General features: G+C 55.8%; 23 protein-coding genes. 9 read left to right on the top strand and 14 right to left on the bottom strand.

Annotated elements, in window-relative coordinates:
* Nucleotides 1-29: 29 nt before the first annotated feature.
* From ACZ1G5_RS03390 to ACZ1G5_RS03400, 3 genes are all read right to left on the bottom strand, one after another.
* A complete protein-coding gene (locus ACZ1G5_RS03390; RefSeq protein WP_472731511.1) occupies nucleotides 30-1916 on the bottom strand; it encodes an acyl-CoA synthetase in 1887 nt (628 codons plus the stop codon).
* A 109-nt stretch (nucleotides 1917-2025) separates the two neighbouring features.
* The gene (locus ACZ1G5_RS03395; protein WP_472731512.1) at nucleotides 2026-3816 is read right to left on the bottom strand and encodes an ABC transporter transmembrane domain-containing protein; all 1791 of its coding nucleotides are present in this window, start codon (nucleotides 3814-3816) and stop codon (nucleotides 2026-2028) included.
* A gap of 182 nt (nucleotides 3817-3998) precedes the next feature.
* On the bottom strand, nucleotides 3999-5024 hold the full coding sequence (locus ACZ1G5_RS03400; protein WP_472731513.1) for an extracellular solute-binding protein: 1026 nt from the start codon (nucleotides 5022-5024) through the stop codon (nucleotides 3999-4001).
* 191 nt (nucleotides 5025-5215) lie between these two features.
* Between ACZ1G5_RS03400 and ACZ1G5_RS03405 the strand changes: the two genes are divergently transcribed.
* Genes ACZ1G5_RS03405 through ACZ1G5_RS03415 form a run of 3 tightly spaced genes read left to right on the top strand, consistent with a single transcriptional unit; the run spans nucleotide 5216 to nucleotide 6020 of the window.
* Nucleotides 5216-5380, top strand: a complete 165-nt coding sequence (locus ACZ1G5_RS03405) for a hypothetical protein (RefSeq protein ID WP_472731514.1) — start codon at nucleotides 5216-5218, stop codon at nucleotides 5378-5380.
* A gap of 35 nt (nucleotides 5381-5415) precedes the next feature.
* The gene (gene hemP, locus ACZ1G5_RS03410) at nucleotides 5416-5544 is read left to right on the top strand and encodes a hemin uptake protein HemP (protein ID WP_472734265.1); all 129 of its coding nucleotides are present in this window, start codon (nucleotides 5416-5418) and stop codon (nucleotides 5542-5544) included.
* Nucleotides 5541-6020, top strand: a complete 480-nt coding sequence (locus ACZ1G5_RS03415) for a hypothetical protein (RefSeq protein WP_472731515.1) — start codon at nucleotides 5541-5543, stop codon at nucleotides 6018-6020. The genes hemP and ACZ1G5_RS03415 overlap by 4 nt, the downstream gene beginning before the upstream one ends.
* Before the next feature lie 82 nt (nucleotides 6021-6102).
* Here ACZ1G5_RS03415 and ACZ1G5_RS03420 read toward each other — a convergent pair whose 3' ends face one another.
* Complete coding sequence (locus ACZ1G5_RS03420) at nucleotides 6103-6828, bottom strand: MipA/OmpV family protein (RefSeq protein WP_472731516.1); 726 nt, start codon at nucleotides 6826-6828, stop codon at nucleotides 6103-6105.
* A 164-nt stretch (nucleotides 6829-6992) separates the two neighbouring features.
* On the opposite strand from ACZ1G5_RS03420, the gene ACZ1G5_RS03425 reads away from it, so the two are divergent.
* The 3 genes from ACZ1G5_RS03425 to ACZ1G5_RS03435 all read left to right on the top strand — a co-directional run bounded on the left by ACZ1G5_RS03425 (nucleotide 6993) and on the right by ACZ1G5_RS03435 (nucleotide 10323).
* Entirely contained in the window at nucleotides 6993-8147 is a 1155-nt protein-coding gene (locus tag ACZ1G5_RS03425; protein ID WP_472731517.1) for a helix-turn-helix domain-containing protein, read from the top strand.
* 97 nt (nucleotides 8148-8244) lie between these two features.
* A complete protein-coding gene (locus tag ACZ1G5_RS03430) occupies nucleotides 8245-9612 on the top strand; it encodes a S41 family peptidase (protein WP_472731518.1) in 1368 nt (455 codons plus the stop codon).
* 207 nt (nucleotides 9613-9819) lie between these two features.
* On the top strand, nucleotides 9820-10323 hold the full coding sequence (locus ACZ1G5_RS03435) for a DUF3592 domain-containing protein (RefSeq protein ID WP_472731519.1): 504 nt from the start codon (nucleotides 9820-9822) through the stop codon (nucleotides 10321-10323).
* A gap of 467 nt (nucleotides 10324-10790) precedes the next feature.
* Here the strand turns inward: ACZ1G5_RS03435 and ACZ1G5_RS03440 are convergent, their stop codons facing one another.
* Genes ACZ1G5_RS03440 through ACZ1G5_RS03450 form a run of 3 tightly spaced genes read right to left on the bottom strand, consistent with a single transcriptional unit; the run spans nucleotide 10791 to nucleotide 12753 of the window.
* On the bottom strand, nucleotides 10791-11276 hold the full coding sequence (locus ACZ1G5_RS03440) for a P-loop nucleotide/nucleoside kinase family protein (protein ID WP_472731520.1): 486 nt from the start codon (nucleotides 11274-11276) through the stop codon (nucleotides 10791-10793).
* 56 nt (nucleotides 11277-11332) lie between these two features.
* Entirely contained in the window at nucleotides 11333-12031 is a 699-nt protein-coding gene (locus ACZ1G5_RS03445; protein ID WP_472731521.1) for an NAD(P)-dependent oxidoreductase, read from the bottom strand.
* Nucleotides 12028-12753, bottom strand: coding sequence for a DUF4386 domain-containing protein (locus ACZ1G5_RS03450; RefSeq protein ID WP_472731522.1), 726 nt, complete (start codon nucleotides 12751-12753; stop codon nucleotides 12028-12030). The genes ACZ1G5_RS03445 and ACZ1G5_RS03450 overlap by 4 nt, the downstream gene beginning before the upstream one ends.
* Before the next feature lie 172 nt (nucleotides 12754-12925).
* On the opposite strand from ACZ1G5_RS03450, the gene ACZ1G5_RS03455 reads away from it, so the two are divergent.
* Complete coding sequence (locus ACZ1G5_RS03455; protein ID WP_472731523.1) at nucleotides 12926-13819, top strand: LysR family transcriptional regulator; 894 nt, start codon at nucleotides 12926-12928, stop codon at nucleotides 13817-13819.
* A gap of 101 nt (nucleotides 13820-13920) precedes the next feature.
* Here ACZ1G5_RS03455 and ACZ1G5_RS03460 read toward each other — a convergent pair whose 3' ends face one another.
* The 7 genes from ACZ1G5_RS03460 to ACZ1G5_RS03490 form a co-directional block, all read right to left on the bottom strand.
* Nucleotides 13921-15165, bottom strand: coding sequence for an AGE family epimerase/isomerase (locus ACZ1G5_RS03460; protein ID WP_472731524.1), 1245 nt, complete (start codon nucleotides 15163-15165; stop codon nucleotides 13921-13923).
* Nucleotides 15166-15227: 62 nt separating this feature from the next.
* The gene (locus ACZ1G5_RS03465) at nucleotides 15228-16244 is read right to left on the bottom strand and encodes an ABC transporter ATP-binding protein (protein WP_472731525.1); all 1017 of its coding nucleotides are present in this window, start codon (nucleotides 16242-16244) and stop codon (nucleotides 15228-15230) included.
* Nucleotides 16156-17496 carry an MGH1-like glycoside hydrolase domain-containing protein gene (locus ACZ1G5_RS03470; protein WP_472731526.1) on the bottom strand — a complete coding sequence of 447 codons (1341 nt, stop codon included), beginning with the start codon at nucleotides 17494-17496 and terminating at the stop codon, nucleotides 16156-16158. Before ACZ1G5_RS03470 ends, ACZ1G5_RS03465 begins: the two co-directional genes overlap by 89 nt.
* 2 nt (nucleotides 17497-17498) lie before the next feature.
* Nucleotides 17499-18713 carry a carbohydrate ABC transporter permease gene (locus tag ACZ1G5_RS03475; protein ID WP_472731527.1) on the bottom strand — a complete coding sequence of 405 codons (1215 nt, stop codon included), beginning with the start codon at nucleotides 18711-18713 and terminating at the stop codon, nucleotides 17499-17501.
* Nucleotides 18710-19954, bottom strand: coding sequence for a carbohydrate ABC transporter permease (locus tag ACZ1G5_RS03480; RefSeq protein WP_472731528.1), 1245 nt, complete (start codon nucleotides 19952-19954; stop codon nucleotides 18710-18712). Before ACZ1G5_RS03480 ends, ACZ1G5_RS03475 begins: the two co-directional genes overlap by 4 nt.
* A gap of 80 nt (nucleotides 19955-20034) precedes the next feature.
* Complete coding sequence (locus ACZ1G5_RS03485; protein WP_472731529.1) at nucleotides 20035-21387, bottom strand: ABC transporter substrate-binding protein; 1353 nt, start codon at nucleotides 21385-21387, stop codon at nucleotides 20035-20037.
* A 23-nt stretch (nucleotides 21388-21410) separates the two neighbouring features.
* Nucleotides 21411-22484: a LacI family DNA-binding transcriptional regulator gene (locus ACZ1G5_RS03490; protein ID WP_472731530.1), complete on the bottom strand. Its 1074-nt coding sequence runs from the start codon at nucleotides 22482-22484 to the stop codon at nucleotides 21411-21413.
* Nucleotides 22485-22724: 240 nt separating this feature from the next.
* On the opposite strand from ACZ1G5_RS03490, the gene ACZ1G5_RS03495 reads away from it, so the two are divergent.
* A complete protein-coding gene (locus ACZ1G5_RS03495) occupies nucleotides 22725-23588 on the top strand; it encodes an FAD binding domain-containing protein (RefSeq protein WP_472731531.1) in 864 nt (287 codons plus the stop codon).
* Nucleotides 23585-24061, top strand: a complete 477-nt coding sequence (locus tag ACZ1G5_RS03500; RefSeq protein ID WP_472731532.1) for a (2Fe-2S)-binding protein — start codon at nucleotides 23585-23587, stop codon at nucleotides 24059-24061. The genes ACZ1G5_RS03495 and ACZ1G5_RS03500 overlap by 4 nt, the downstream gene beginning before the upstream one ends.
* Nucleotide 24062: the final 1 nt, after the last annotated feature.

Genomic DNA, 24062 nt, shown 5'->3' on the forward strand with positions numbered 1-24062 from the left:
TATCCTTTGATGATGTGCTTTCGGCTAACTTAGTCCACCATTTCCCAAGGTATAGTGTAAGCGTTCAACGCCGCACCGATTTCTGCATCTGTTGCTTCGCCGGTTCTTGCGATGTGGGCAACAAGCCCCCGCTTTTTGTCTTCGCTGACGTCACGCACTTCGGCGGCAATGTTGTTCAGGGCTGTGTCGTAAATACGGGTGATCGCACGTTTGCGCAAATCAGGTTTGAAGATCTTGCCGACAGCGGTCTTTGGTAATTCATCCATAATTTCCAAATGCTTAGGATGCGCTGCGCGTTCGTGAATATGTTCCTTGGCGAAGGTAATCAGGTCTTGCTGTGTGACTGTAGCACCCTCAACCAGTTCCACATAGACGCAGGGCACTTCGCCTGCATGTTCGTCCGGCTGGCCGATGGCACCGGCAAAGGCGACAGCATCATGACCTGCAAGCGCCTCTTCGATTTCTGCGGGGTCAATGTTGTGCCCACCGCGAATAATCAGGTCTTTCGCGCGGCCCGTGATCCACAGGTATCCATCGGCATCAATGCGCCCTAAATCACCGGTCCGCAGGTATTGCGTGTCGGACTTTGGCCCCGGATAGAACAGGTCAGCGTTCTTTTCCGCCTCGGTGTAGGTTTTACCGTCGTAGACACCGGGGTTCGAAATGCAGATTTCACCGATTTCTTCGGTTCCAAGAATTTCGCCATCGGCCGGGTTTACGATTTTGACGTCCGTGTAGGGGAACGGCACGCCGATTGATCCAACCCGTTTTTCCCCGCCTGGAGGATTGATCGACACAAGACAGGTTGCTTCGGTCAACCCGTATCCTTCGCAGATTGTGACGCCCGCGGCCTCTTCGAACCGGCGATAAAGTTCCAGGGGCAGCGGCGCTGATCCGCAAAACGCCAGCCTGAGCGTGGAGATATCGGCGTCCACTTTGCGTTGCATCAGTGCGGACATGGCGGTTGGGACCGTAATCATAAAGGTCACTTTGTGTTTTTCGATCAGCTTCCAGAAGTTGTCGAAAACGCCTTCGCCGCGATATCCCTGCGGTGTCGGGAAGACAATTTGTGCGCCCGATCCCAAAGAGGCACCAAGTGACACGATTGTCGCGAAAACATGGAACAGTGGCAGCGGACAGATCTGCACGTCTTCTTCTGTAAAAAGCAGTTTGTCGCCCAACCAAGCATTGTAGACAATGCCGGAATAGCGATGTTGCACAACCTTGGGCATGCCCGTCGTGCCGCCGGTGTGGAAATAGGCAGCGACCCGGTCGACCGTGCTGTCTTCGAAGCTGAGTGCGGTTGGCTGCTTGTTCATCTCTGCGTTGAAATCAAGAACCTTTGCCCTGTGCGAAACCGGGTTCTTTGGACGGATTAGCGGCACGATCAGCTTTTTCAGGCCGGTCAGGTAGCGATGCAAATCAACCTCAAGAACGTGGGTGACATTGGGCGCCAGCCGCACGGCCTCTGCTGCCTTCTGAGCAACATCCGTCTTTGGAAATGCTTTGAGCGTCACCAGCACCTTGGCGTTCGTCTCGCGCAAAATGGATGCAATTTGTTCGGCTTCGAGGAGTGGATTGATCGGGTTCACAATCCCTGCGACTTGCCCGCCAAGATAGGTGAGGATCGTCTCAGTTGCATTTGGCATCAGGTAGGCAACGACATCGTCCTCTGCCACACCAAGACTGCGGAACATGTTTGCCGCCTGCCCTGTTTTGTCGCGCAATGCGTTCCAATCCAGCGTTTCGCATTGCGCATTGGGATCTGAGAGAAGACTGAAACTGACCGCTTTGCGGTTTCCAAACTTCGATGCTGTCTGGCTCAGCAGCGCATAGGTCGTCGTTGGCGTATTGCGCGCCTCCCACGGCTTTTCGTTTTCGATGGCGTCCCGATCTGCGACATTTGCAAAAGCCATGTCGTCTCCTCCCGATTGTCATACCGCGCAAATTTGTGCGGCCTCCCTAGCGTGGTAGGTTGGGCAAAAACGCAAAAAATCACAAGTCTTACGCTGCGAAAAAGCTTGGCTATTCCGCAGCGACACCTTCGGTAAATTGCAATCTTGCAAGTCGCGCGTACAGGCCCCCCTGCGACACAAGGGTGTCATGCGTGCCCTGTGCGACGATCTTGCCATCTTCTAAGACGACGATGCGGTCGGCTTTCTTTACCGTCGCGAGACGGTGCGCGACGATGAGGGTGGTACGTGTTTTGGCCAGTTCCTCAACCGCGCGCTGAACAGCATATTCGCTTTCGGCATCCAAGGCGCTTGTCGCCTCATCAAGCAGCAGGATCGGTGCATCACGCAGGATAGCGCGCGCAATCGCTATCCGCTGCTTTTGGCCGCCAGACAGCATCACGCCGCGCTCACCCACATAACTGTCAAAGCCGTCAGGCAGCGCGCTCAGGAAATCGTAAGCTGCTGCTGCCTTGGCAGCGGTTTCGACTTCTGCGTCGGTCGCAGTGGGTCGACCGAACCGGATATTTTCGCGCGCTGTGTCTGCAAAGATCACGGGGTCTTGGGGCACCAAGGCAATGTGCTTGCGGAAATCAGACCGGTCCAGATCGCGCAGATCCTTGCCATCGATACGCACGGCACCGCTTTGGGGGTCATAGAACCGCTGTACCATCTGGATGATGGTACTTTTGCCCGCACCCGACGGCCCGACAAGCGCCACTGTTTCGCCGGGTGAAATCTCTAGGTTAATCCCGTCCAATGCAGACACCTGTGGCCGCGATGGATAATGAAAATGAACATCATCGAAATGCAAAGCCCCCGTCACCGGGGTTGGCAACAGGTCGGGTCGGTCCGGATCTTGTACCGTATCCTGTGCGGTCAGCAGTTCCACCAGCCGTTCTGTTGCGCCAGCTGCACGTTGCAGTTCACCCCACACCTCTGACAGCGCCGCCACCGCACCACCGACCATGATGGTGTAGATCATGAACTGGACCAAACCACCTTCGGTAATTTCACCCGCAACAACGTCCTGCGACCCCATCTGCAAAAACAGCACAATCGCTGCAAAGACCATGAAAATAACGATTGCCGTCAAGGCCGCACGGGTCAGAATGCGGCGGCGCGCTGACCGGTAGCTTTGCTCAGTTACTTCATCAAATTTTGCGCGGCTCAGCTCTTCGTGGGTGAAGGCCTGCACGGTTTGTGCCGACAACAATTGTTCCGAGGCATCACCACTGGATTCCGCGATCAAATCCTGATTCTCCTTTGACAGGCTACGCACGCGACGGCCCAGAAAAAGGATTGGAAACAAGACAACCGGGATCGGCCACAGCACCATCACGCTCATCTTGACCGAGGTCAGAAGCATCAAGATGACACCACCAATAAAGATCAAGATGTTACGTAGTGCGATCGAAACAGAACTGCCGATCACCGACAGGATCAGTGTTGTGTCGGTGGTAATCCGGCTCAACACCTCGCCCGTCATGATACGTTCATAGAACGCCGGGCTCATGCTGATCATCCGATTGAAAACGGCCTTACGGATGTCAGCGACAACCCGTTCACCCAGCCGCGTCACAAGATAATATCGAAACGCGGTACCAAAGGCGAGCAGCACCGCAATCGCCAGCATGGTCACAAAATGCGCACCAATCTCACCGCTGGACAGACCGAAGGTATCGACAACCTGCCCTGCCGCGATTGGCAAACTCAGCGACACCATGGCGGTGAAAACCAGCGCAAAGCCGGCGCCAATCATGTTGAGCCGATAGGGTTTCATAAATGGCCACAGCGCTGTGAGCGCAGTAACGCGTTTGCCAGCCGGTCGATCTTCAGGTTTTGGTCTTTGGGTGTCGGCCATCACTGGTCCTCTGCAGCGTTCAGTAGGACATAAAACTGAACCGACCGTTTCACAAGGCGACCAAATGCATCAGAGGTATTTTGATATGTATGACAGGTGGCGTGGGGACAGCACGTCAGCAGGATGGCATTACAAAAAAGGGTGCCGCTCGCGCGGCACCCCTTCAGTTCGCCTAAGTTGGTCTATTCCCAACCAACCTGATTGAATATTTGTTGTGCAGTTCCCACGTTCTTGGCCACCTCGGTAAGATCAACCGCGTCGGGACGGAACAGTCCAAGTGCCGCCACTGACGGAGACAAGCCCACGCCCGGAACAGCCGGATATTCATCGTTGCCTGCGCTGAAATACTGCTGCGCCTGATCAGATGCGAGGTATTCCATGAATTTGATCGCGTTCTCCTGATTTGGCGCGTTCGCAGCGACACCGCCACCGGACAAGTTCATATGTGCACCTTCAGCGTTTTGCGCCGGGAAGATCCAACCGATATTTGCCAAAGCCTCTGCATCAAGCCCATCCACCTCTTTGCGCAGGGCGCGGGCAAAGTAGTAGGTGTTCGAGATCGAGATATCGCATTCGCCGGATACCAGACCACGCAACTGGTCGGTATCACCGCCCTGCGGATCACGGGCAAAGTTGTTGACGACACCTTGCGCCCAAGCGGTCGCTGCCTCTTCACCGTGGTTTTCGATCACAGCGGACAAAAGTGTCTGGGAGTACACGTTGGTGGATGAACGGTGACAGACCTGACCTTCGTATGCTGGATCAGCAAGGTCCAAATAGGTCATGGGCGGGTTCGTGACTTCTGTCTTGTCGTAGAAGATGATCCGGGCACGCTGGCTAAAGCCAAACCACTGGTTCTCTGCGTCCTGCAGGTTTTCAGGAATGCGTGCCTCCAGCAGCTCGCTGTCAATGGATTGCAGAACGCCTGCGTTCTTGGCCCGTTCCAGCCGCGATGTATCAACTGTGAGCAAGACATCGGCAGGCGAGTTTACGCCTTCGGCTTCCATCCGCGCGATCAGCTCATCCGCGTTACCCTCAATGCGATTGATGGTGATGCCTGTCATCTCGGTGAAGTCGGAGTAGAGGCGCTCATCGGTGTCATAGTGCCGTGAAGAGTAGAGGTTCAACTCACCCTCGGCCATTGCAGACGACGCGATCGCAGTTGCTGTTGTCGCGCCAACAAGCAGCGCAGTCATTGTCTTGTTCATGTCATAACCCTTTTGTGAGTGTTTTACTCAGGAACAGGGTTTAGCATTGTTTTTGCGTATGTCCAGTATCCTGATAAAAATTGTCGGATTGACATATCTTACAAAATAACTCAGGTTTGTTTTACCGCTCTAGCCACCCGAGTGATGACGAGGGAAGCCTGACGTTTTCTTTGATGAAAGGACTTCTTGGCATGGAAAAGATGGTAGAGACACCCCACGGGGATCTTCCTGACGAGCGCCTTATTGTACCAAGCAAGGCCGATATTCTGGCGATCCTACAGCAAGACGGAAACCGTGCCGGCCTGCCTGTGGAATGGATGTTGGACCGTTGCGACAAAAAAGACAGGACACCGTGATGGGCCTGCATAATTCGATACCACCAGAAAACCGGATGGCACTGCCACCGCGCTACGATGCCCGTGATCTGATCAAAAACGGCGAACTGGCCAACATCGTTCTGGATGATCAGGTTTATGTGTTGCGGATCACGCGTTCTGGCAAATTGATCCTGACAAAATGACCGATCGGATACAGCATCGCGGCGGCGCGACTGTGGGACATCTGCGGGACTTTGACGGAATCACCGCAGCGGCAGTGGTCTATCTGCGGATGTGGTGCGATAGCCCTGATACTCAGGCGGGTGTCATCGCCGATATGATCAACACTCTGGGTCCAGAACGCGGCAGGCGCGCGGCAGAAGCGTTCGGTGATCTTTGCGGCATGTGTGTGCGTTGTGGACGCCGCCCCCTCGCCCGTCATGCGTTGCAATGCAATTGCGTGGGCGCAGATGAGGCAAGCTTTGCGCACTTTGTCGCGACAGCAGCCGATGGCGACCGCGATGATGCAATGTTAATCGCCATCTTACTGGTGCGCCCGGACGTCGCCCCGATTGTCACGAGTCTGGCCACACAATTTGGCCTCGCGTTGAAGCAAATGAACCTTGCCGCACCCAAGGCGCTTGCGCAGACGCACACCAATAGTCAGACACTGCACTGAGCGCGCAGCCCCGGTGACATCCGCGCAGCTTGATGACAGCGAGGCGGCCAGCTACCCTTTTTTTAGCCGCCCAATGCGCAGATCAAAACTGGAAAACCAGACCGACGGCCAGATCAGTCTTGTTCTTGCGGTCCACCAAGGGACTATCAAAGACCTCTCCCAGATCGTCGTAGGACACCTCACCATAGAGAAACACCGCTTCCGACAGCGGCATCAACGCTGACACCTCTGCAAAAGCATTCGCGCTGCCATTTATGTCAAATTCGGGTCTGTCCGCTGTCGCTTCGCTTGTGGTCACACCATAGAGATAGTTGTTCAAATTGGCGTCGCGCAGTTTGGCACCCGCGCTGACGTCCAGCATCACAAACCCCAACTCTGTCTCGTAGCCGAAGGCGATATCACCGGCGGCACCATCATAGGCGCCCGATACGTCGCCTTGCAACGAGGCGCTCGCATAGAAATCGCCAAGATCATAGACCACCGAGACGCCCACCTCTGCGGCATCGTCCCGCTCCAGACCCTCAAAAAGTGCGGTATCGGGGAAGTCAGGCGCAAACCGTGGCTCAAGGAATACTGCGACCTCAAGCTGGTCGCTTTCGATCACATCATAGCTAATTTCATCAATCCCGATGTGCAGGCGCTCAGTCTCGTAGGCGATGTATGGAAGCAATGCCACGTCATCGTCGTGTCCGACATACGCGCTCTGACCACCCGTGGCGAGCAGGCCGAAGATCCAGTCACCCTCAGCCTGCGCCGCCGAAGCTGTGAGTATGCCAGCGCAAGCAAGCAATGTGTTTGAAAGTTTCATGTAGTGCGTCCTTCTAAAGCAAAACCGATTTGCCTGATCGAACCAGATATCGGCTCGAGCGTCGTCCGAGCGTGGCGTCGCGGACAGCCAATGTTGTCCGATCCTATCCACTCGGACGTCGGCCACTGGTCAAACAATGCGATATTGCGGCACAAGGTCTTATGGTGACCGATCAAATAGTACACTTGCTTGCGACAGCAGACTTTAGCCTTGGGCTATTCGGCGTTCTTCTTTGTTTGTTGCAGACGCGGGATGTTTGGCCGTTCCGTGCACTGGCACTGGTTTTACTTGCGAGTTGTGCGGCGACCTTTGAGGCGGTGCCCTGGCCCATCGCGACAATCGAAACACGGCTCCGGTTCGAGATCATATCTGCCATCATTTGGTTGGTCGGCTTTTTGTCAATTGCCCCATTCTTTTGGCACTACGTGTGCGCGATCACATCCGTGAGGCCGCGATTGCCAAAGCATATCTGGTTACATGCACTCTTGCCGGGATGTGCGCTTTTCATTGGGCTGAGCGTTGCCTTCATGACGGAAGATGCGCGTTTGGGTCTGTTTACGGATGCGGCACCGTTGCCGTCCGGTTGGCCATATTTTATTGGCGTTTTTGGCGAGGTCCTTCTGCTCGCGGCGGTTGTGCAGTGGGGCGCATATATGTTTGCAATTGTCAGTCGTTTGCTCAGATATCGCCAGCGCTTGCGGGCATATGTCGCAAGCACCGAGCAACGAGAGCTACGTTGGGTTTGGGTCATCATTATTTCGGCCACTGGCTATTGGGCGATCAGCGCGCTGGATGCCATTTTTGACCTTTTCGCAGAAGGTGAGCTGATCCCAGAGTGGCTGGACACTGCTTTTGGTTTGACGTTGGTCGTTATCATCATGCTGAACGGTTTACGTCAAAGGCCAAGCTTGGCACCGGATGTGGCGACACCGGCAGATATCGTGACAAAATATGAAAAATCGGCCCTGACACCAGAGGTGGCGGCGCGCATTGAACGCAAGCTTCGTGCTGCGATGACCGGCGATCAATTGCACCGCGATCCGAACCTGTCCCTGTGGTCATTGGCGCGCCACATCGGGGCCTCGCCAAACTATATTTCACAGACGCTTAACGAAAATATCGGCGACAGCTTTTTTGACTTCGTAAACAGCTACCGGATTGCAGATGCGCAAAACCTATTGCGCGACACCGATCAGACCGTCCTGTCAATTACCTACGATGTCGGGTTCAATTCACGCTCATCGTTTTACACAGCCTTCAAGAAGGTGACCGGACAGACGCCTACCGCATACAGGCAGGCAGTGTCCGAACCGGCCTGAATGGACGGATCGGCTGTCTGACCCTTTAACTTCGGACGACGATATCCGTGAACTTCGGTCAGATGGGCCCAAACCCATCCCTGTCGGAGACACCACAATGGCCCATAAACTATTCACGTCACTCACACCGCTTCTTTGTATTGCCTGCACCCTGCCGCCGGAGGCCGAACAATTGCAGGGTGCATGGATTTCAGACGGCTATGGCATTGCTGCGCATATCTCTGGTGGCAGTGTGGAAACCTTTGGAATTTCGGACAAGACATGTCTGAGCGAGGGATCTGATCCCCTGTTTGGCCTGTTCATGGCGTTTGATGTCGACATGCAACCCGACAACCAATCATTTCTGCTACGCCAACAGAACACAGCCCAGGCCATCCGGTTTAATCGGGTCGCCGCGCTGCCTGACAGTTGCAGCAATCCCCCGGCAAATACACCACGCGCCAATCTGGAGACCTTTCTTGATATCTATGCCACACACTATGCGTTCTTTGATCTCTATGGTGTCGACTGGGATGTGCAGTCGGCGCGCGCACGGTCTCGGGTGACTGATGCCACAACCGATGCTGAGCTTTTTGATGTGATGCGCGACGCTATCGCCCCATTACGTGATGGTCACATTAGTCTTGAAGCACGAATTAACGACGAAGTTCGACTATATGAACCCAACCCAGGTCGGCTTTTTGCGCGGATACAAAGCCAGGCCATCAACGCCGGGACGAGCCCCGAAGACGCCGAGGTGGCTTTCCGAGAGCAATTCTGGACGAAGCATGTTGCGCAGACAATCCTGAAGGGCCAAGGCAGGTTGGCAGGTGAAGGTTTCGTGCAATATGGGCTGATCGCGCCCAAAACCGGCTATCTTGGCTTTTTGACGATGGCTGCTTTTGCCGATGGTGATATTGGCGATCTGGCGGCGGACCTGGCCGCCGTTGACCGCATTCTTGACGATGCTTTTGCCGCATTCGACGCGGCAGGCGTTGAGCATGTTGTTTTGGACATGTCGCTGAACTTTGGCGGCTATGACGAAGTCGCTCTTGCTATTGCAAGCCGCTTTGCAGCAAAGCCTGTCTTTGCTTACGCTGAGTATCCCGCCGACGCCGATGATCCCATCACCCTGCGCCGCAACGTCATCCCGTCGGATCGACGCAGCTACACTGGCCCCGTCACACTGGTTACTAGCAACATGACCGTCAGCGCAGGTGAAATATTGACGCTAGCCTTGCGCGCGCTCCCGCAGGTGACCCACGTCGGCGAGGCCACACGCGGCGCGCTGTCCGACGTTTTGGAATTGAACCTGCAAAACGGTTGGGTGCTGGGGCTTTCGAATGAGGTCTACACTGATCGGAAGGGTATCATCTGGGAAGGACGCGGCATCAGACCCGACACGCGTTTTGCCGTACTTGACGGAAATGATCCGTTTGCAACACACCGAGCCGCAATCGAAAGGGCGACAAGACAGGGGCGATAGCAAGTGGGTTCGCTTTGTCCTGCGGGCCCGGTACCGGCTGAAGCGGGACAGGCGTCTTGGCCGGATGCCCCGCAAAAGACCTTGTTTTTCTTCCATATGATATGACGCGTTGGACCCATGTTCCGCCAGAAAATGAATGCGTTCGTTTGACAATGGTTTCGGATGGTGGATGCTTTGCCAAGGTGAATACACAAGCGGATATCATTAGTGCGTCTACTTTCAGTCCTATGCATCGTTGGTTTGATCCTTGGGTCTATTTGGCTGATGTGGCTTGGGCTTGGCCAAATGCTTTCGGCCAACGCAAGTAAATCTTGGCCTGTTGCGACGGGGACCGTCGTTTCAGCGGGGTTTGAAAGCACCGGGTCAGGCCAAAACTATGGCCGCAAGGCCTTTGTCCAATATCGATACACCGTTGAAGGAACCGACTATTCCAATGACCGCATCCTGTTCGGCCCAACGCCAAATTTCAAAGTCGAGGGTACAGTCGAAAGTGCGCGTCTTGAGGCGATCAAAGACCTTGCCAGACAAATTGGCGGGAGTGACATTGCCGTATATTATGACCCCGAAAACCCAGCGACCGCTGTCCTACTGCCCGGTGGTGCAGTCTTTATTCTGATCTACCTTTTTGGTTCAGGCCTGATGATTGCATTTGCATTTGTCATTTTTTTGATCCTCACGGGACGCACGAAAATCCCTATTTATCGCCGGTAGATATTGGAACCGGTGGTTCAGCTTACATTCAGCATGCGCTTCGCAGCCACGCCCGTTGCGGTCGATGAACATTGTCGGCTTTTGTCGCAAACAGACCGACGGGCCCGATCTGGCTGCTCAACTTGCTTTGGGCGTTCTTCGTCTGATCAGGTGCCGCAAATAATGACCGCGCGTTTACTCAGACGGAGTAAGAAATCAGACATGATTTTGGGAATTGAACTTTGGAGCGGGCGACGGAATCGAACCCGTATCATCAGCTTGGAAGGCTGAGGTCTTACCATTACACAACGCCCGCTCTGTGCAAGATTAGGTATTTGAGCTTTCGAGTAAGGTCAAGGTGAACCCTAGCCATTGCAGACAAATTGCAAATCGCAGTCGATGGGATCCTTGCCCCCCTTGGACCGATGTCCGTGTTTCCGTCATACTAAGCACCTAACCGGATGCAGAGATCACACGAAGATGCACTTTCAATGCGAAATGATGTTGAACCCCTCATCTATCGTCGGAAGGGCGAAATGCTTGGCAAACTGACGAAACTGCGCCTCTGTCGCTTCAAAATGATGTTCGCCAGTCGCGTTACGGGCCAGCAGGCGCGCGAGGCAAACCTCGTCTGGTAGATCAAGAACATGCATCTGATGCGCGACCCCGGTTTCCTGAATGATTTGGTGCATCCAGCGCCGCTGTGCCACAGTGTTTGCGGGGAAGTCGAGCACCACCGACACGCCCGCATTGAACAGCGCGCTCAGGTGAGACGCGATGATTGTGTGCAGCTTTGCCGCGTAATGCAGATAGTCGGCACCGGTCGACATCTGGTCTGCGAACAGGGCGTTCAACCAAGCGTCCTCAGATATCAGAATTGTGCTGGGCGCAGCTGAGAGTTCAGCCGCAAGTGTGGATTTTCCAGATGCGATCTTGCCGCATAGCAGATGAAGGATTGGCGAAGTCGTGGCCATGTCAGCGTTCCTTTTGAGTGGTCAACAGTGAGATCGCCGGTTGACGTGTCGTGAAATCAGCCGCCGACGGTTCCGGCATGTGCCAGTTGCGCAGATGCTGTCGCCCGACCAACGATGGCCGGTGCCTGATGGATCAACCGATCATCGGCTAGCGCATGCACCATGAAAAGCGCAAAATCTGTTCGTTTGGTCAGATTGGACGCCAGAACCGGATCGCCGACGTGTTCCGCCCAGACCGGCAGCCCATCGCTTGGACCTTCTTCCAGGTCTGAGCCGCGCACCACTGTCCACAGGCGGTCCGATGCAAAGATGCGACGCGCCGCTTCGATTTGATCATTCAGGTCAACAAGCCGCAACAATGGTCCAAGCCGTCGAAACAGCCATTCGACAAAACGAAGCTTGAGACCGTACAGATCCTTTCCGTCTTTCGTGATGTGCCACCCACAAGAGAAAATCAGCCGTGCATCAGGCTCTGCCAGATCCAGAACCGCCTGAGCCGTACCGGAGGCATAATTGTCGACGCCCCAAGGTGCCAAAACGGTCAGAACGCCGTCACATCCCTTAATTGCCCGTCCCACAACGTCGCGATCATCGGTCCGCCCGGGCACGACCGTGATCCGGTCAGCGAGGTGATCGAGTTTCTTGACGCTTTGCGGTCGGCAGACCCCAACGACCTCGTATCCTTGCTTCAGTGCATGCTGGGTCATGTACTGACCCAACTTGCCTGAGATGCCGATGATGCAAACCCGGTTCATGCCGTTGCCCCTTTTGGCAATGCGGGCGCTTTGGGCGCGCGGATCAACAACCAGAGGGCAAAGCCCACTTCAGAAAGGGTCACGATCGCCAGCAGACCGACGCGCAACATCCCCAGCCACGCGGCCTCAGGGAAGGCAAAAGCATAGACCGAGTCCAAAACGTACCCCATCGCACCAATCATTAACCCATAGCCAAACAGCGCCGGAAAGCGGTTTGAATGCAGCACAAGATACCCCAAGAGCACCAAGTGGACCGTGAAGAACACCTGCCAAATCCAGACCCCTGCCCGGTGCATCTCCAAAAGCAAACCTGCCACGTCAGCCCTTTGATCGGCACTGAAATGCGTCATGACCTGATCGGAGTGAGCCAAGAGGTCTGCGCCTGCATGAAAGAACAACATCGCGGACATCACGCTGACCATGCTGAGCCGGGCCATTGCTGCGGCAAAGGACAAGGTTTTTGAGACATCGCGAAACAGGAAATACAGCATCGTTACGGCCATCAATTCAAAAATCATCACGATCAGATCGGCGGCGATGCCCGCATGATAGAGACCCGTTCGGCCGACGATATTGGCGACCGTCGCACCGCCATCATCTGCGACAACAATCTGACTGGGCACATAGGCGATTGAAAAGCCGCCCGCGATTGCGATGCCCAGATAGAAAAATCCAGTCCAGCGGGCGTATGAACTGGACAAAGGGTCAGAGAAACTTTGCATATCTTGTCCTTTCGAATGCGCGCATGTCTTCAGCGACGGCAAGAGCCGTCTTTGCATACGCTGATTGCTATGGCTGCTGTTGCGCCGTTTCAGTCCAGCGCTAGCTGTGTGATAGCGCATGCGCGATCTCAACAAAATTGACCTAGATCGCAATTCTGGTATGCGTTTTAGTATGGATTGGAGTGCCGCTTCTTTTGATTGGAATCGCGCCCGCGCGTTTCTTGTAACCGCTGAAGAAGGGTCACTTTCGGCCGCCGCGCGGGCATTGGGTCTGGCGCAACCAACACTTTCGCGTCAGGTCGATGCGTTGCAGCAGGAACTTGGCGTTGTTCTTTTCGAACGGTTCGGGCGCGGATTGGAACTCACCCCGGCGGGCGCCCAGCTGTTAGAGCACGTCCGTATCATGGGCCAAGGTGCAATCGCCCTTTCGATTGCCGCACAGGGGCAGAGTGACGAGATCGCAGGCCCGGTCACAATCTCGGCCTCTGATGCTTATGCCGGGTTATGGTTGCCGCCTATCCTGAAGAAACTTCGCGCGCAGGAACCGGCGCTGAGGATCCGTGTGCTGGCAGAAAATACGGCGTCTGACTTGATGCGGCGCGAGGCCGACATTGCGATCCGCAATTTTCGCCCAAAGGAACCCGAACTTGTCGCCCGACGGATCGCGGACACATCGGCGGCGTTCTATGCGACCGACGCCTATGTCGAAAAGCAGGGGCTGATCCGATCACAGCAAGATTGGGAAAACGCAAACCTGATCATTCCCGGAGATGCGGACATGTTCCTTAAAGCGTTGCAAGGTGCAGGTATCCCGGCCACGACGGCATCTATCGCATATGAATGTAGCAGCTATCTTGCAATGTGGGAGATGATGCGCGCGGGGCTCGGCGTGGCCGCACTCGATGTCAGACTTGGCGACAGAGAGCCCGGCATAACCCGTGCATCGACCGAACCGCTGCAATTGCGCTTTCCGATCTGGCTTGTGGCGCATCGTGACATTCTGACAAATGCGCGGCTGCGGATGGTTTTTGATTTTCTCGTAACAGAGCTGCGACAAGTTCCCTGACTAACCGCCCAGCGCATCTGTGGCCGCACAGGCATGGGTTGTCGCTGACACGCGGCACCGCAAAACCGGCCAAAACGACGACGTTTTCCAAATACGCGCGCTTAGGCTCGCCCCTTTCGCAGTCCATCTGCCATTCGTGACACTTTTCCCGACAAGGGAAAGAGGTAGGCCTGCAACGCATGATAAATGTCAGGTTTGCCGGTGAAGATCGAACTGGTCGGACGGCCATCGTCATCAATTGCGGGAAACCAGCCACCGTGGGCATGGTCGATGAATGTATCGCATGCAAAGTACCAAAGCTTGCGGTACCACCCTTCATCCGATGCGCGTTGATCCAGCATGATCAGCGTTGCCACGGCATTGATCGCCTCGGTCACTGGCCACCAGAACCTTGACGCATCGGCCACGCTGCCGTCGAAATTCAACGTATAGGCCAACCCGCCTTGGGGCAGCCAAGCGTCGTGGAGCGCCTGTTCGATAAGTTTGCGCGCCCTGTCCGGCGCACCCGTCGCGGGCCGCTCGACAAGATCCCAATGTTGCAACAACAGACGCGCCAATTCAAAGGAATGGCCCGGTGTTGTCCCCGCGGGTCGGAACATATGATTGCCGACATAGATGCGGTCAATGGACCAATCGCTGGAAAAATGTTCCGGCAATCGCCAGTTTTCTGCCGGTGCCATTTTCCCGGTAAAGAAATCAAGGATACGCCCGGCCCGGGTCAGATAGACATCGCGCCCTGTCGCCTCAAAGGCTGCTAACAGGGCCTCGACCCCATGCATATTTGCGTTCATGCCGCGATAGTTTGAAAACGGCGTCCACTCTCGGGTCCATTCATCGCAGAACAGCCCCGCCTCCTCTTCCCAGAAATGTTGATCGAGTACACGACTGATGTCAGCGATCAGGGCGTCGGCATCCGGATGGCCTACCAATTTGGCACTGGATGCGGCCAGCAAGACAAAAACATGCCCATAGGCCAGCTTTGTGCCATCGGCGACCATGTCACCGTTGACCGACCAAACGTAGCCATCGTGAAGCGGGTCTTTGTGATAAGCGTTCAGATAAGCCATGCCATGATCAACGATCAATTCTGCGCCCGCATGTCCCTGTAGGCAGCCCAGCGCATAGGAATGCACCATGCGGGTTGTTGTGTGCAGCTCTTGGATGTCTGTGGGCAACGGCTGACCATCATGACTGAGCAAGGCAAAACCGGCACCCTCTTGCTTGCTCGCCTCGAAGAATGACAAGAGTGTTTGGCTTTGTGTCTTCAACCAAGCCAAATGGGCAGCGTCATGTATCCAATGGCCCGTCGTATCCAGTGGACCGGGTCGTGTCGGTTGAGCGTTCATCGCTATCTCACTTTGTTCGTCGCGCAAAAAGACCGGACTTTCGACATGTCCATGACAACACGTCAGCGCATTGCCAAGCCATCCGCATCAAACGCGTGGGTGTCTTCTTTTGCAAAGGCCAGACCTGCCTTGTCGCCGGGTTTGAACGCGGCCGTTCCATTGACACGGACAGTGATTTGCCCCGCGTCACCGCATGACATGATAACAAAGGTGTCTGCACCCAGATATTCCAGCACGTCAACGGTTCCGTCGATCTGGCCTTGGCCGGTTTCGGTCAGCCTGATGTGTTCGGGTCGTATTCCGAATGAAACCGCATCGGACGGCACATCAACATTCGCGGCGGCGGCGGTTAGAACGACGTTCATGCGCGGAGAGCCGATGAACTGAGCAACAAACAGGTTGGCCGGCCGTTCATAGAGTTCGCGAGGCGATCCAACTTGTGCAATCTTGCCGAACTCTAAGACGACGATCCGATCGGCGAGGGTCATCGCCTCAACCTGATCGTGGGTCACATAGATCATCGTGGAATTGAGCGTCTGGTGAAGCTTTGCGATCTCGTATCGCATCTCGACCCGCAGGGCGGCGTCCAGGTTTGACAGCGGTTCATCGAACAAGAACGCAGTCGGGTCGCGCACGATGGAACGCCCGATCGCCACGCGCTGACGCTGCCCGCCAGACAGGTCTTTCGGGCGTCGATCAAGATAGTCATCAAGCTTCAGCACGCGCGATGCTTCTTCAACCTTTGCGTCGATTTCTTCTTTCGGCATACCCGCCGATTTTAGCGGAAATCCGACGTTGTCGCGCACCGACATATGCGGATAGAGCGCGTAGGATTGGAAAACCATCGCCAAACCACGCTTGCTGGGCGGCTCTGCCGTTGCATCCCGATCCCCAATGATGATCTGTCCGCGCGACGTCTCCTCTAGGCCTGCGATCATGCGCAGCAATGTCGATTTGCCACAGCCCGACGGGCCGACAAAAATGACGAATTCACCTTCGTTGATCTCGAGATCGACACCCTTGATGACCTGCACGGCGCCGAACCATTTTTCGACTGCCTTGAGTGTGATCGACGACATCAGGCTGCTCCCTTATGCGTTTCGGTGTGGTTGCCCGCCCAGCCCAGCCAAACCGCGGCGGTCCAGGTGAACGTGCCCCCCCGGCGGGGGTGCCGTCCTGTGGGTTGTAATATTCGGCAAAGCCGTTCTGCTCCATCAGGCGGGTGGTGTCGGATTTGATCCGCTCGGCAAGGTCATACTGTCCCTGCTCTTCCATGCCTGACCCCACAAGATAGTTCATGATTGGCCATGTCGGTCCCCGCCAATAGCGCAATGGTTCAAATCCGTCCGCTTCGGGGTCGTAGCTGGCCAGTCCGAAGTTGACCGCTGACAGCATTCGCTGGATCTGCGGGCGCGCGCGCGCGTCGTTGATCCCTGCATACCAGCAAAGTGCGGATGCGTTGGACAGTATTCCGTTAAACTGACCGGACCGGACGTTGCGGCTGTCATAGCCACCGATATCAGGGTTCCAAAGGGTTTCTGCGCCCGTTTCCAGCACGCTGATCCATGCCGCAATATCGCTGACGTCTTCGCCAAAGCGCTGGCCCATCTTATGGAGATCGCGTTGTGCGCGCAAAAGCGTGAAGGTCATGGTCGGATCGGCCACGCGGAACGGATTAAGCGCCAGCAATTGCGCTTGATCCCAATGAACCGACACGCCTAGTTGCACCAATTTGATATAGCGATCGTAGTCAAACTTCGTCGGGCGCATCGCCGGGTCCACGTGGGATGTATCCCGGCGTGTATATTCGCCAACGTCCGATGCATCGATACCCTTCATTGCCGCGTCCCAATCAGGGGCATTGTCGCGGCCTGCCTCCCACGGGTGCGTCACACAGACCGCACCCTCGTCCAACCGCCATTGCATGAACCAGGCGTGCCACGCCTTTAGTTTGGGCCACATCGCCCGTGCGCGCGGCTCACCGGATGGATCAATCTCGAGCATCTTTGCCATGAAAGACGCAGCAACGGGAGGTTGGCTGATGCCTGATGACGGGATCGGCCCACGCCCCTGCCAAACGTCCGGCCCGGGGTAATACCCGGGGTCGGGTCGGTGAAACAGGATATGCGGCACCATCCCGTCATCCCACTGGCCTGAAAGCAGTGTTTCCAGCTCAGTCCAACCGCGATCGGGGTCAAAGGTGACAAAGCCCCAGGCCGCAAACGCACTGTCCCAATTCCATTGATATGGATAGAGCCCGTGGGTCGGCAGAGTGTACCCTCCCTTGTCATTCTGTCGGAGCGTGTTGCGCGCTTGTTGGTGCAGATCCATGCCTATCCCTTCACTGACCCAGCGGTCAGCCCTTTCGTCATGAAGCGTTCAAGTCCAAGGAACAGTGCCATGATCGGCACGGTTGCAACCACCGAGCCTGCCATCAAATGCTGCCTTGGAATTTCAGATGAGTTAAGTGACGCGATGCCCCGTGTCAGCGTGAATTTTGACGGATCATCGAGTAGCATGAAGGCCAAAAGAAACTCGTTCCAGGCGATCATGAAGACATAAAGTGAAACAGATGCGAGAGCCGGCAAAGACAGCGGCAGCGTGATCTTCCGGATCACCGCCAAGCGGGACAAACCGTCCATCAGGCCGGCCTCCTCTACTTCAGCGGGCAGTCCCCGAAAATAGCCTTGCAGCATATAGAGTGCGACGGGAATGGTCGTGACCGGATAGATCATCACGATCCCCCAGAATGAATTGCGCAGGCCCGTCATCGAGAATGCGATGTAGATCGGCAGAGCCAGCACGATCATCGGCACCATGTAGATCAGCAGGATTGATCGTGAAAATGCCGCCTGACCGCGAAAGCGCAGGCGAGCAACCGCATAGGCCCCGGGGATCGCAAAGGCCAAGGTAATGAAGACCGTAACTACCGAAATGAAGAAGGAGTTAAACAGATAGGTGCCAAAGTTGAACTGGGTGAACAGCTCATCATAGCTGCGGAACAGATCAGCACCCTTGGAAAAGTCGATCGAGAAATCGAGAGGATTTTGCATCAACTCGCCCTGATTTTTCAGGCTTGTCATAACCATCACGTAGAAGGGGATCAGGACGATGGCTGTGAAGAAAATATAGCCAAAGCCGGTCAGAAACCCGATGATCGCCTCCTCGAACTCGTGTCGTGTCAAAGCGCCGGTAGGGAGTTCGGCGCAGATCCTCCAAAATGACCAGCAAAACGATCCGGCCAGCAAAAGTGCAGCAATTGCCAGCGTCGTGATGGGTGTCTGTGCCTCGATTTGCAAAGGTCCGAATTGCGCGGCCAAGACCAGACAAACCAAAACGAGTGTTGCTGCCATCCAGACGATCTGGCTGCGCAACACTAGTATCAGACCGCCGGTCACAGCCCCCCAAAGCAGCGACAGCCAAATAGCAGGTCGAATGGCGTCTCCGGTGGCAAAGCTCATTGCGACGGCCACTGTGACAGACAGTACAACCATCCAAAGCGCGCCCAAAACCGGAGCAGTGACATAGCCAAAACGCAGCATCTTCATAGCCCCTCCTCCCGGCTGATGTATTTGAGGAAGAACAGCGAGAAGGTCAGCAGGCATCCGAAAATGACAACAGCCACAGCCGCACCGGCACCAATGTTCGACACCGCGAAAGCCTGTTCATAAACATTCACCGTCAGCGTCCGCGTGCCGGCGTTGCCGCCCGTCAGCAGGAAGATGTCGTCGAACTTGTTGAAGGTCCAGATGAACCGCAACAGGAACAGCACGCTGAGAATACCAAGCAGTTGCGGCACGCTCAGATACCAAAACTGCTGAAAAGGTGACGCGCCGTCCATATCAGCCGCTTCATACATGTCGCTGTCGATCGACTGCATGCGCGCAAGGATGAAAAGGAAAGACAGGGGGAAGTAACGCCAAATCTCGAAGATCGTGACCATGATTAGGGCCAGCGGGCGCTCTCCGAAAAAGTTGATGGCTTCGGGCGTGACCCCCATCTGCACAAGCAGTGCGTTCGCCGAGCCCGAGAATGGGTCAAACAGGATCAGCCATGCAAAGGCCACCGCGATAATCGGTGCCACGTAAGGAAAGAGGTAAAGCCCCCGTAATATCCCTTGTCCGCGGAACGACTTGTTCAGCAAGAGCGCCGCAAAGAGCCCGACCAGCAACGCACCGATGGTGCCAAATACGGTGTAGAACAGCGTGACCCACAACACTTCGACGAACTCATCACCATTAAAAATGCGCGAAAAGTTTTCAAGCGTGAAGGTGCTGTTGGTCAAAACATTTGACGCGTCACCTGTCGTTTCGGCAGGTGTGTCTTGCGGACGCAATCCATTGTCCAGATAGGCCTGTTCAACAATGACCGGGATCGTCAGGGTTTCACGTGTTCCCGGCTCCCAGTCACCTAGGTCACAAAATAGTTTCTGTTCATCCAGCGCACATCGACCATCGAGCGATGTCACAGACAGACCCAAAGGGACCACGTCGGAAAACGTCACGCCGGCAATCGGCTGATCTTGCGAGGAATTTCGCAGACGGTAGCGGATCGTCGCCTCATTGCCGGCGACCCCTGCATCGCCGCGGATGTCTTCGCGCAGCACAACTTCGGGCGCGCGCAGGTCGCCCAATTCGACAGGTTTGAATGAAATCCAGAAAATTGCCAGCAAAGGCAGCAAGACGACTAACGCAACAGCCGTGATGGTGGGAAACAGCAACCCCCACGCCAATCGCGCCTCGCGCTTGGCAAGTGGCCCTGTTCCGGTTGGTGGACTGACATCAGACATTGGCTGTCTTTCTCTTGCCGATGTTTGGATTTCTGGAGGTGTTGTTGAAGGGCGCCCCAAAAGCGACGCCCCCCGGGAGGTTACTGAACTGCTGCAATTGCAGAGTTCAATTCGGCCACTGTTGCCGCTGCATCCCGCTCACCGTCGATATATTCGCGGACCAAACGGTTTATCACCTGACTGTTGATGATCGCAGAGGCTGCGGACAGCTGTCCTTCGGCAACACCCCAACGCTGTGCCACATCCAGACCGCCAACAATCTCTTCGATCATTGACGCATCATAAAGGTCACCAAGTGGTGCGCGACGATCAACACCAACATCCAATGTTGCCCAAAGATCGGCAAACGCGGTTGGGTTCTCGGCCGTGCCGCGACGGACCGGGAACTTGCCCTCTGGCGCAATCGCCAAGGTCGCACCATAGCCTTCGGACATAGAATACTGCACGAATTCCATGGCCGCATCCGTGGACGCATCAGAGGTGATACCAAAGTAGCGGACATCGCCCCACGCCGCACCATCAGGGTTTGACGGTCCCGAAAAGTTTGTGACCACACCTGTCGCGGCCGCAAGATCGCTGCTGGTCGGATCATCGTTGATCGTTGGCGGCGCGCTATCACGCAGGCCGGCAAGTTCATCAAGAATGAATGGCGACCAGATGATCATTGCCGCATTGCCACTGAAATATAGCGTCCGTGACTGATCCCAATAGAGATCACCCGGAGGCGATGCCTCTGCAATCGCTTTATAGAATTCAAGCACCTCGATCGTGGCTGCTTCGTCAAGTGCCTGAACCCCGTCGGGACCAACCGGGGACACACCGTTGGCAAGAAAAACATGCTCAAGCACCTGGCTCATGAAGTTTTCATCGATCTTTGTTGCCGCTACAAATCCGTACATCTCTGGCGGATTATGAAGTGCTTCAACCGCGGCCAATACGTTGGCATAAGAGTTCGGTGGCTCCAGCCCTTTCTCGGCAAACAAATCGGCACGATAGACCAGCATCTGCGTCCAGCCGTCGACCGGAACCGATGCAAAGCCGCCATCAATGGCGGCCATATTCAACGCGCCTGGCGCAAATGTGTTTTGGTCCAGCATTTCGACCACATCGGTCGCAGCATCAGTATCAAGAATACCGGCCTCGGCCCAAGGTGCTGCGTATTGCAGGGTATGATAAATCACGTCCGGCAGATCACCCGCGGCAAAAGCAGCCGTTGCGCGCGTGCCAAGGTCATTCTCTGACACCGGGATCACTTCGACAGTATGACCTGTTGCAGCCGCAAAATCAGCCGCCATTGCCTCTTGTCGCGCAAGGCGCTCTGGCTGTTCTTCCGTCGTCCAAAAACGCAGGTCTTCCGCCGAAACAGCGGTCGCTGCAAGCGCAAGAACCATCGCGGCCCCACCCTTCAAGATTGTTTTTGATGTAAACTTCATCGTCTTCCTCCCATTTAGACGTTTCATTGTAGTGCGGTGTTGCTCTTGGCCGGGCCGGTTGAGCCGCGATCAAGGAAAATTGCTTCTTCCGTTTCGCGAAGCCCCGCCGGAACCTCGCCCCGGATACGCCGGATTAAAAGTGTCGCAAGCCGCTGCCCAGCAGCGTTGCTATCAACGGCAAATGTCGTCAGCGGCGGCTGCTGTCGTCCACCTTCCACAATTCCATCATAACCGGTGATTGACAGATCCTGCCCGATCGTCAGACCGCGTGTCTGGGCCGCGCGATAGACCCCCAATGCAACCTGATCCACCGCACATACAATCGCGGTTGGTGGTGTCGGCAAATCAAGGAAACAGTCGGCAGCGGCCACGCCATCATCCAGTGTTACTGCATTCTCGGCCATCAATGATGCGTCACGGGTCAGGCCATTCTCTTGCATGCCCTGCTCAAACCCCTGACGGCGCAGATCAGCATAGGTATAAATCGCACCACCATTGATGAATGCGATACGTGTGTGTCCCAACGACGCAAGATGACAGACCGCCTTGCGCATTGCATCTTCGCCGCGGATGTCAAACCACGCACAACCCGCATCGTTTTTCTGTCGTCCGTACAAGACGAAGGGCACATGCATTGCACGCAGAAACGCCACGCGCGGATCATCAATCATGGCCCTTGGAAGGATAAAGCCATCTGCTTTTCCATCCTGTTTGAGTGCGCGAAAGCTCTCAATAACGGCGGCGTCGGTGTCGGCGGAGGCCAGCGTGAGTGTGTAGCCTTCGGTGCTGGCCCCCGCCGAAACGCCCGCAAGAAATTCGGCCAGAAACGGACGGTGCGCGTCGTGGTCAGCCAGTTGCAAGACCAGCCCCAATGACCGGGTTCGCCCGGTTTTGATTGCCTGCGCATGGCTGAGCGGCTGATAGTTCATCTGGCGGGCCATGCTCTTGACGCGAAGCTGCGTCGTTTCGGCAATATCGGGGTACCCATTCAGCGCGCGTGACACGGTGGACTTGGTGAGCCCAAGCGCCTCGGCCATATCGTTGATGGTCACGCGCACCGTGGAACGACCATCCGAAATTGGCTTTATTTGCGTCAACGGTACTCCCCCTGCGAATCATGCTCGCCTCCGAAACCGGTTTCGGCAAGCCAAAAAAATGAGGACACAGAACCTTTAATAAATCAGGATGGTTGTCGGTGCTGAAGATACGTCGATAGTCACATCGGTGCATCGCGCGACTCAATATTGAATTTGACCACGTTTGTGTGACACGACACACTGCCAACAAAGTAGATGGAATCACCGGCGTGGTTCATTGCTGAAAGGTCAGACAATCAGATGAGATATGTAAAGCCAGAGAGCTTTGACGCTGCCGTGGCGCTATTGCAGGACGAAACCGGCATATCGCGCATTCTGGCCGGCGGAACAGATGTTTTGGTTCAGTTGAAAGCAGAAATGGTCGAACCTGATTTGATGCTCGACCTCAAGCACCTGCCCGGTATGCGTGATATCGCGGCCGAGGATGGTGGCTTTCGCATTGGTGCCGCGGTTTCCGGGGCTGAAATGGGCGAGCATGCCGCGTTGAAGGCGATGTGGCCCGGTGTGGTTGAGGGGGTCGAGTTGATCGGCTCTTCACAGGTCCAAAGCCGCGCGACGATGGCGGGAAACCTATGCACTGGATCACCGGCGGGCGATAGCGTGCCTGCGATGGTCACTGCTGGGGCAGTGGCCCGTGTGCAAGGACCAGATGGCATGCGCGACGTCCCCGTTGTGGATATTCCGACCGGTCCGGGAAAAAACTCACTGGCGAAAGGCGAATTCATCACCTCGATCTTTCTGCCCGCGCGGCCCGACCATGCATCGGACGCTTACCTGCGCTTCATTCCACGAACCGAGATGGACATCGCGGTGTCTTCAGCTGCGGTCAGTGTGGAATTGGACGGCGCGGGCGTTGTGACGGCGGCGCATGTAGCGCTTGGTGCCGTGGCCCCCACAGTGTTGCTGGTCAAAGACGCGGGCGATGCGCTTGTGGGATCAAAGCTGGAAGACGCCGCAATCGCTGGTCTTGTTGCCGCGGCTGAGGCTGCGTGCAATCCCATCACAGACAAACGCGGCACGATAGAGTTCCGCACCAAGACAGCGGGCGTTCTAGCGAAACGCGCCACCCATATCGCATACGCACGCGCCGGAGGTCAGGCATGAAGACGATCCCAGTCGAGACAACGATCAATGGCGACAGCACGGAATTCCTGTGCCATGCGGATGAGAGCCTACTGGATGTGCTGCGCGACCGGCTAGGCATGACAGGTTCCAAGGAAGGTTGCGGGACGGGCGACTGCGGTGCCTGTAGTGTGATGCTGAACGGGCGCGTAGTTTGTTCATGCCTTGTGCTGGGTGTGGAAACGCAAGGCGCCGAGATCGAAACCATCGAAGGCATGGCGAAGGGCGAGGAACTGCACCCATTGCAACGCGTGTTTCTTGAAGAAGCCGCCCTGCAATGCGGTGTGTGCACGCCGGGCATTCTGGTGGCGGCGAAGGCTTTGCTTGAAAAGAACCCGAACCCGACCGATACCGAGGTCCGCTATTGGTTGGCGGGCAATCTGTGCCGTTGCACCGGCTATGATAAGATCATCAAAGCAGTCCAAACCGCCGCGGCTGAAATGAGGAGCGCGTAAC

This window comes from Yoonia sp. JB2-21 (assembly GCF_055693545.1).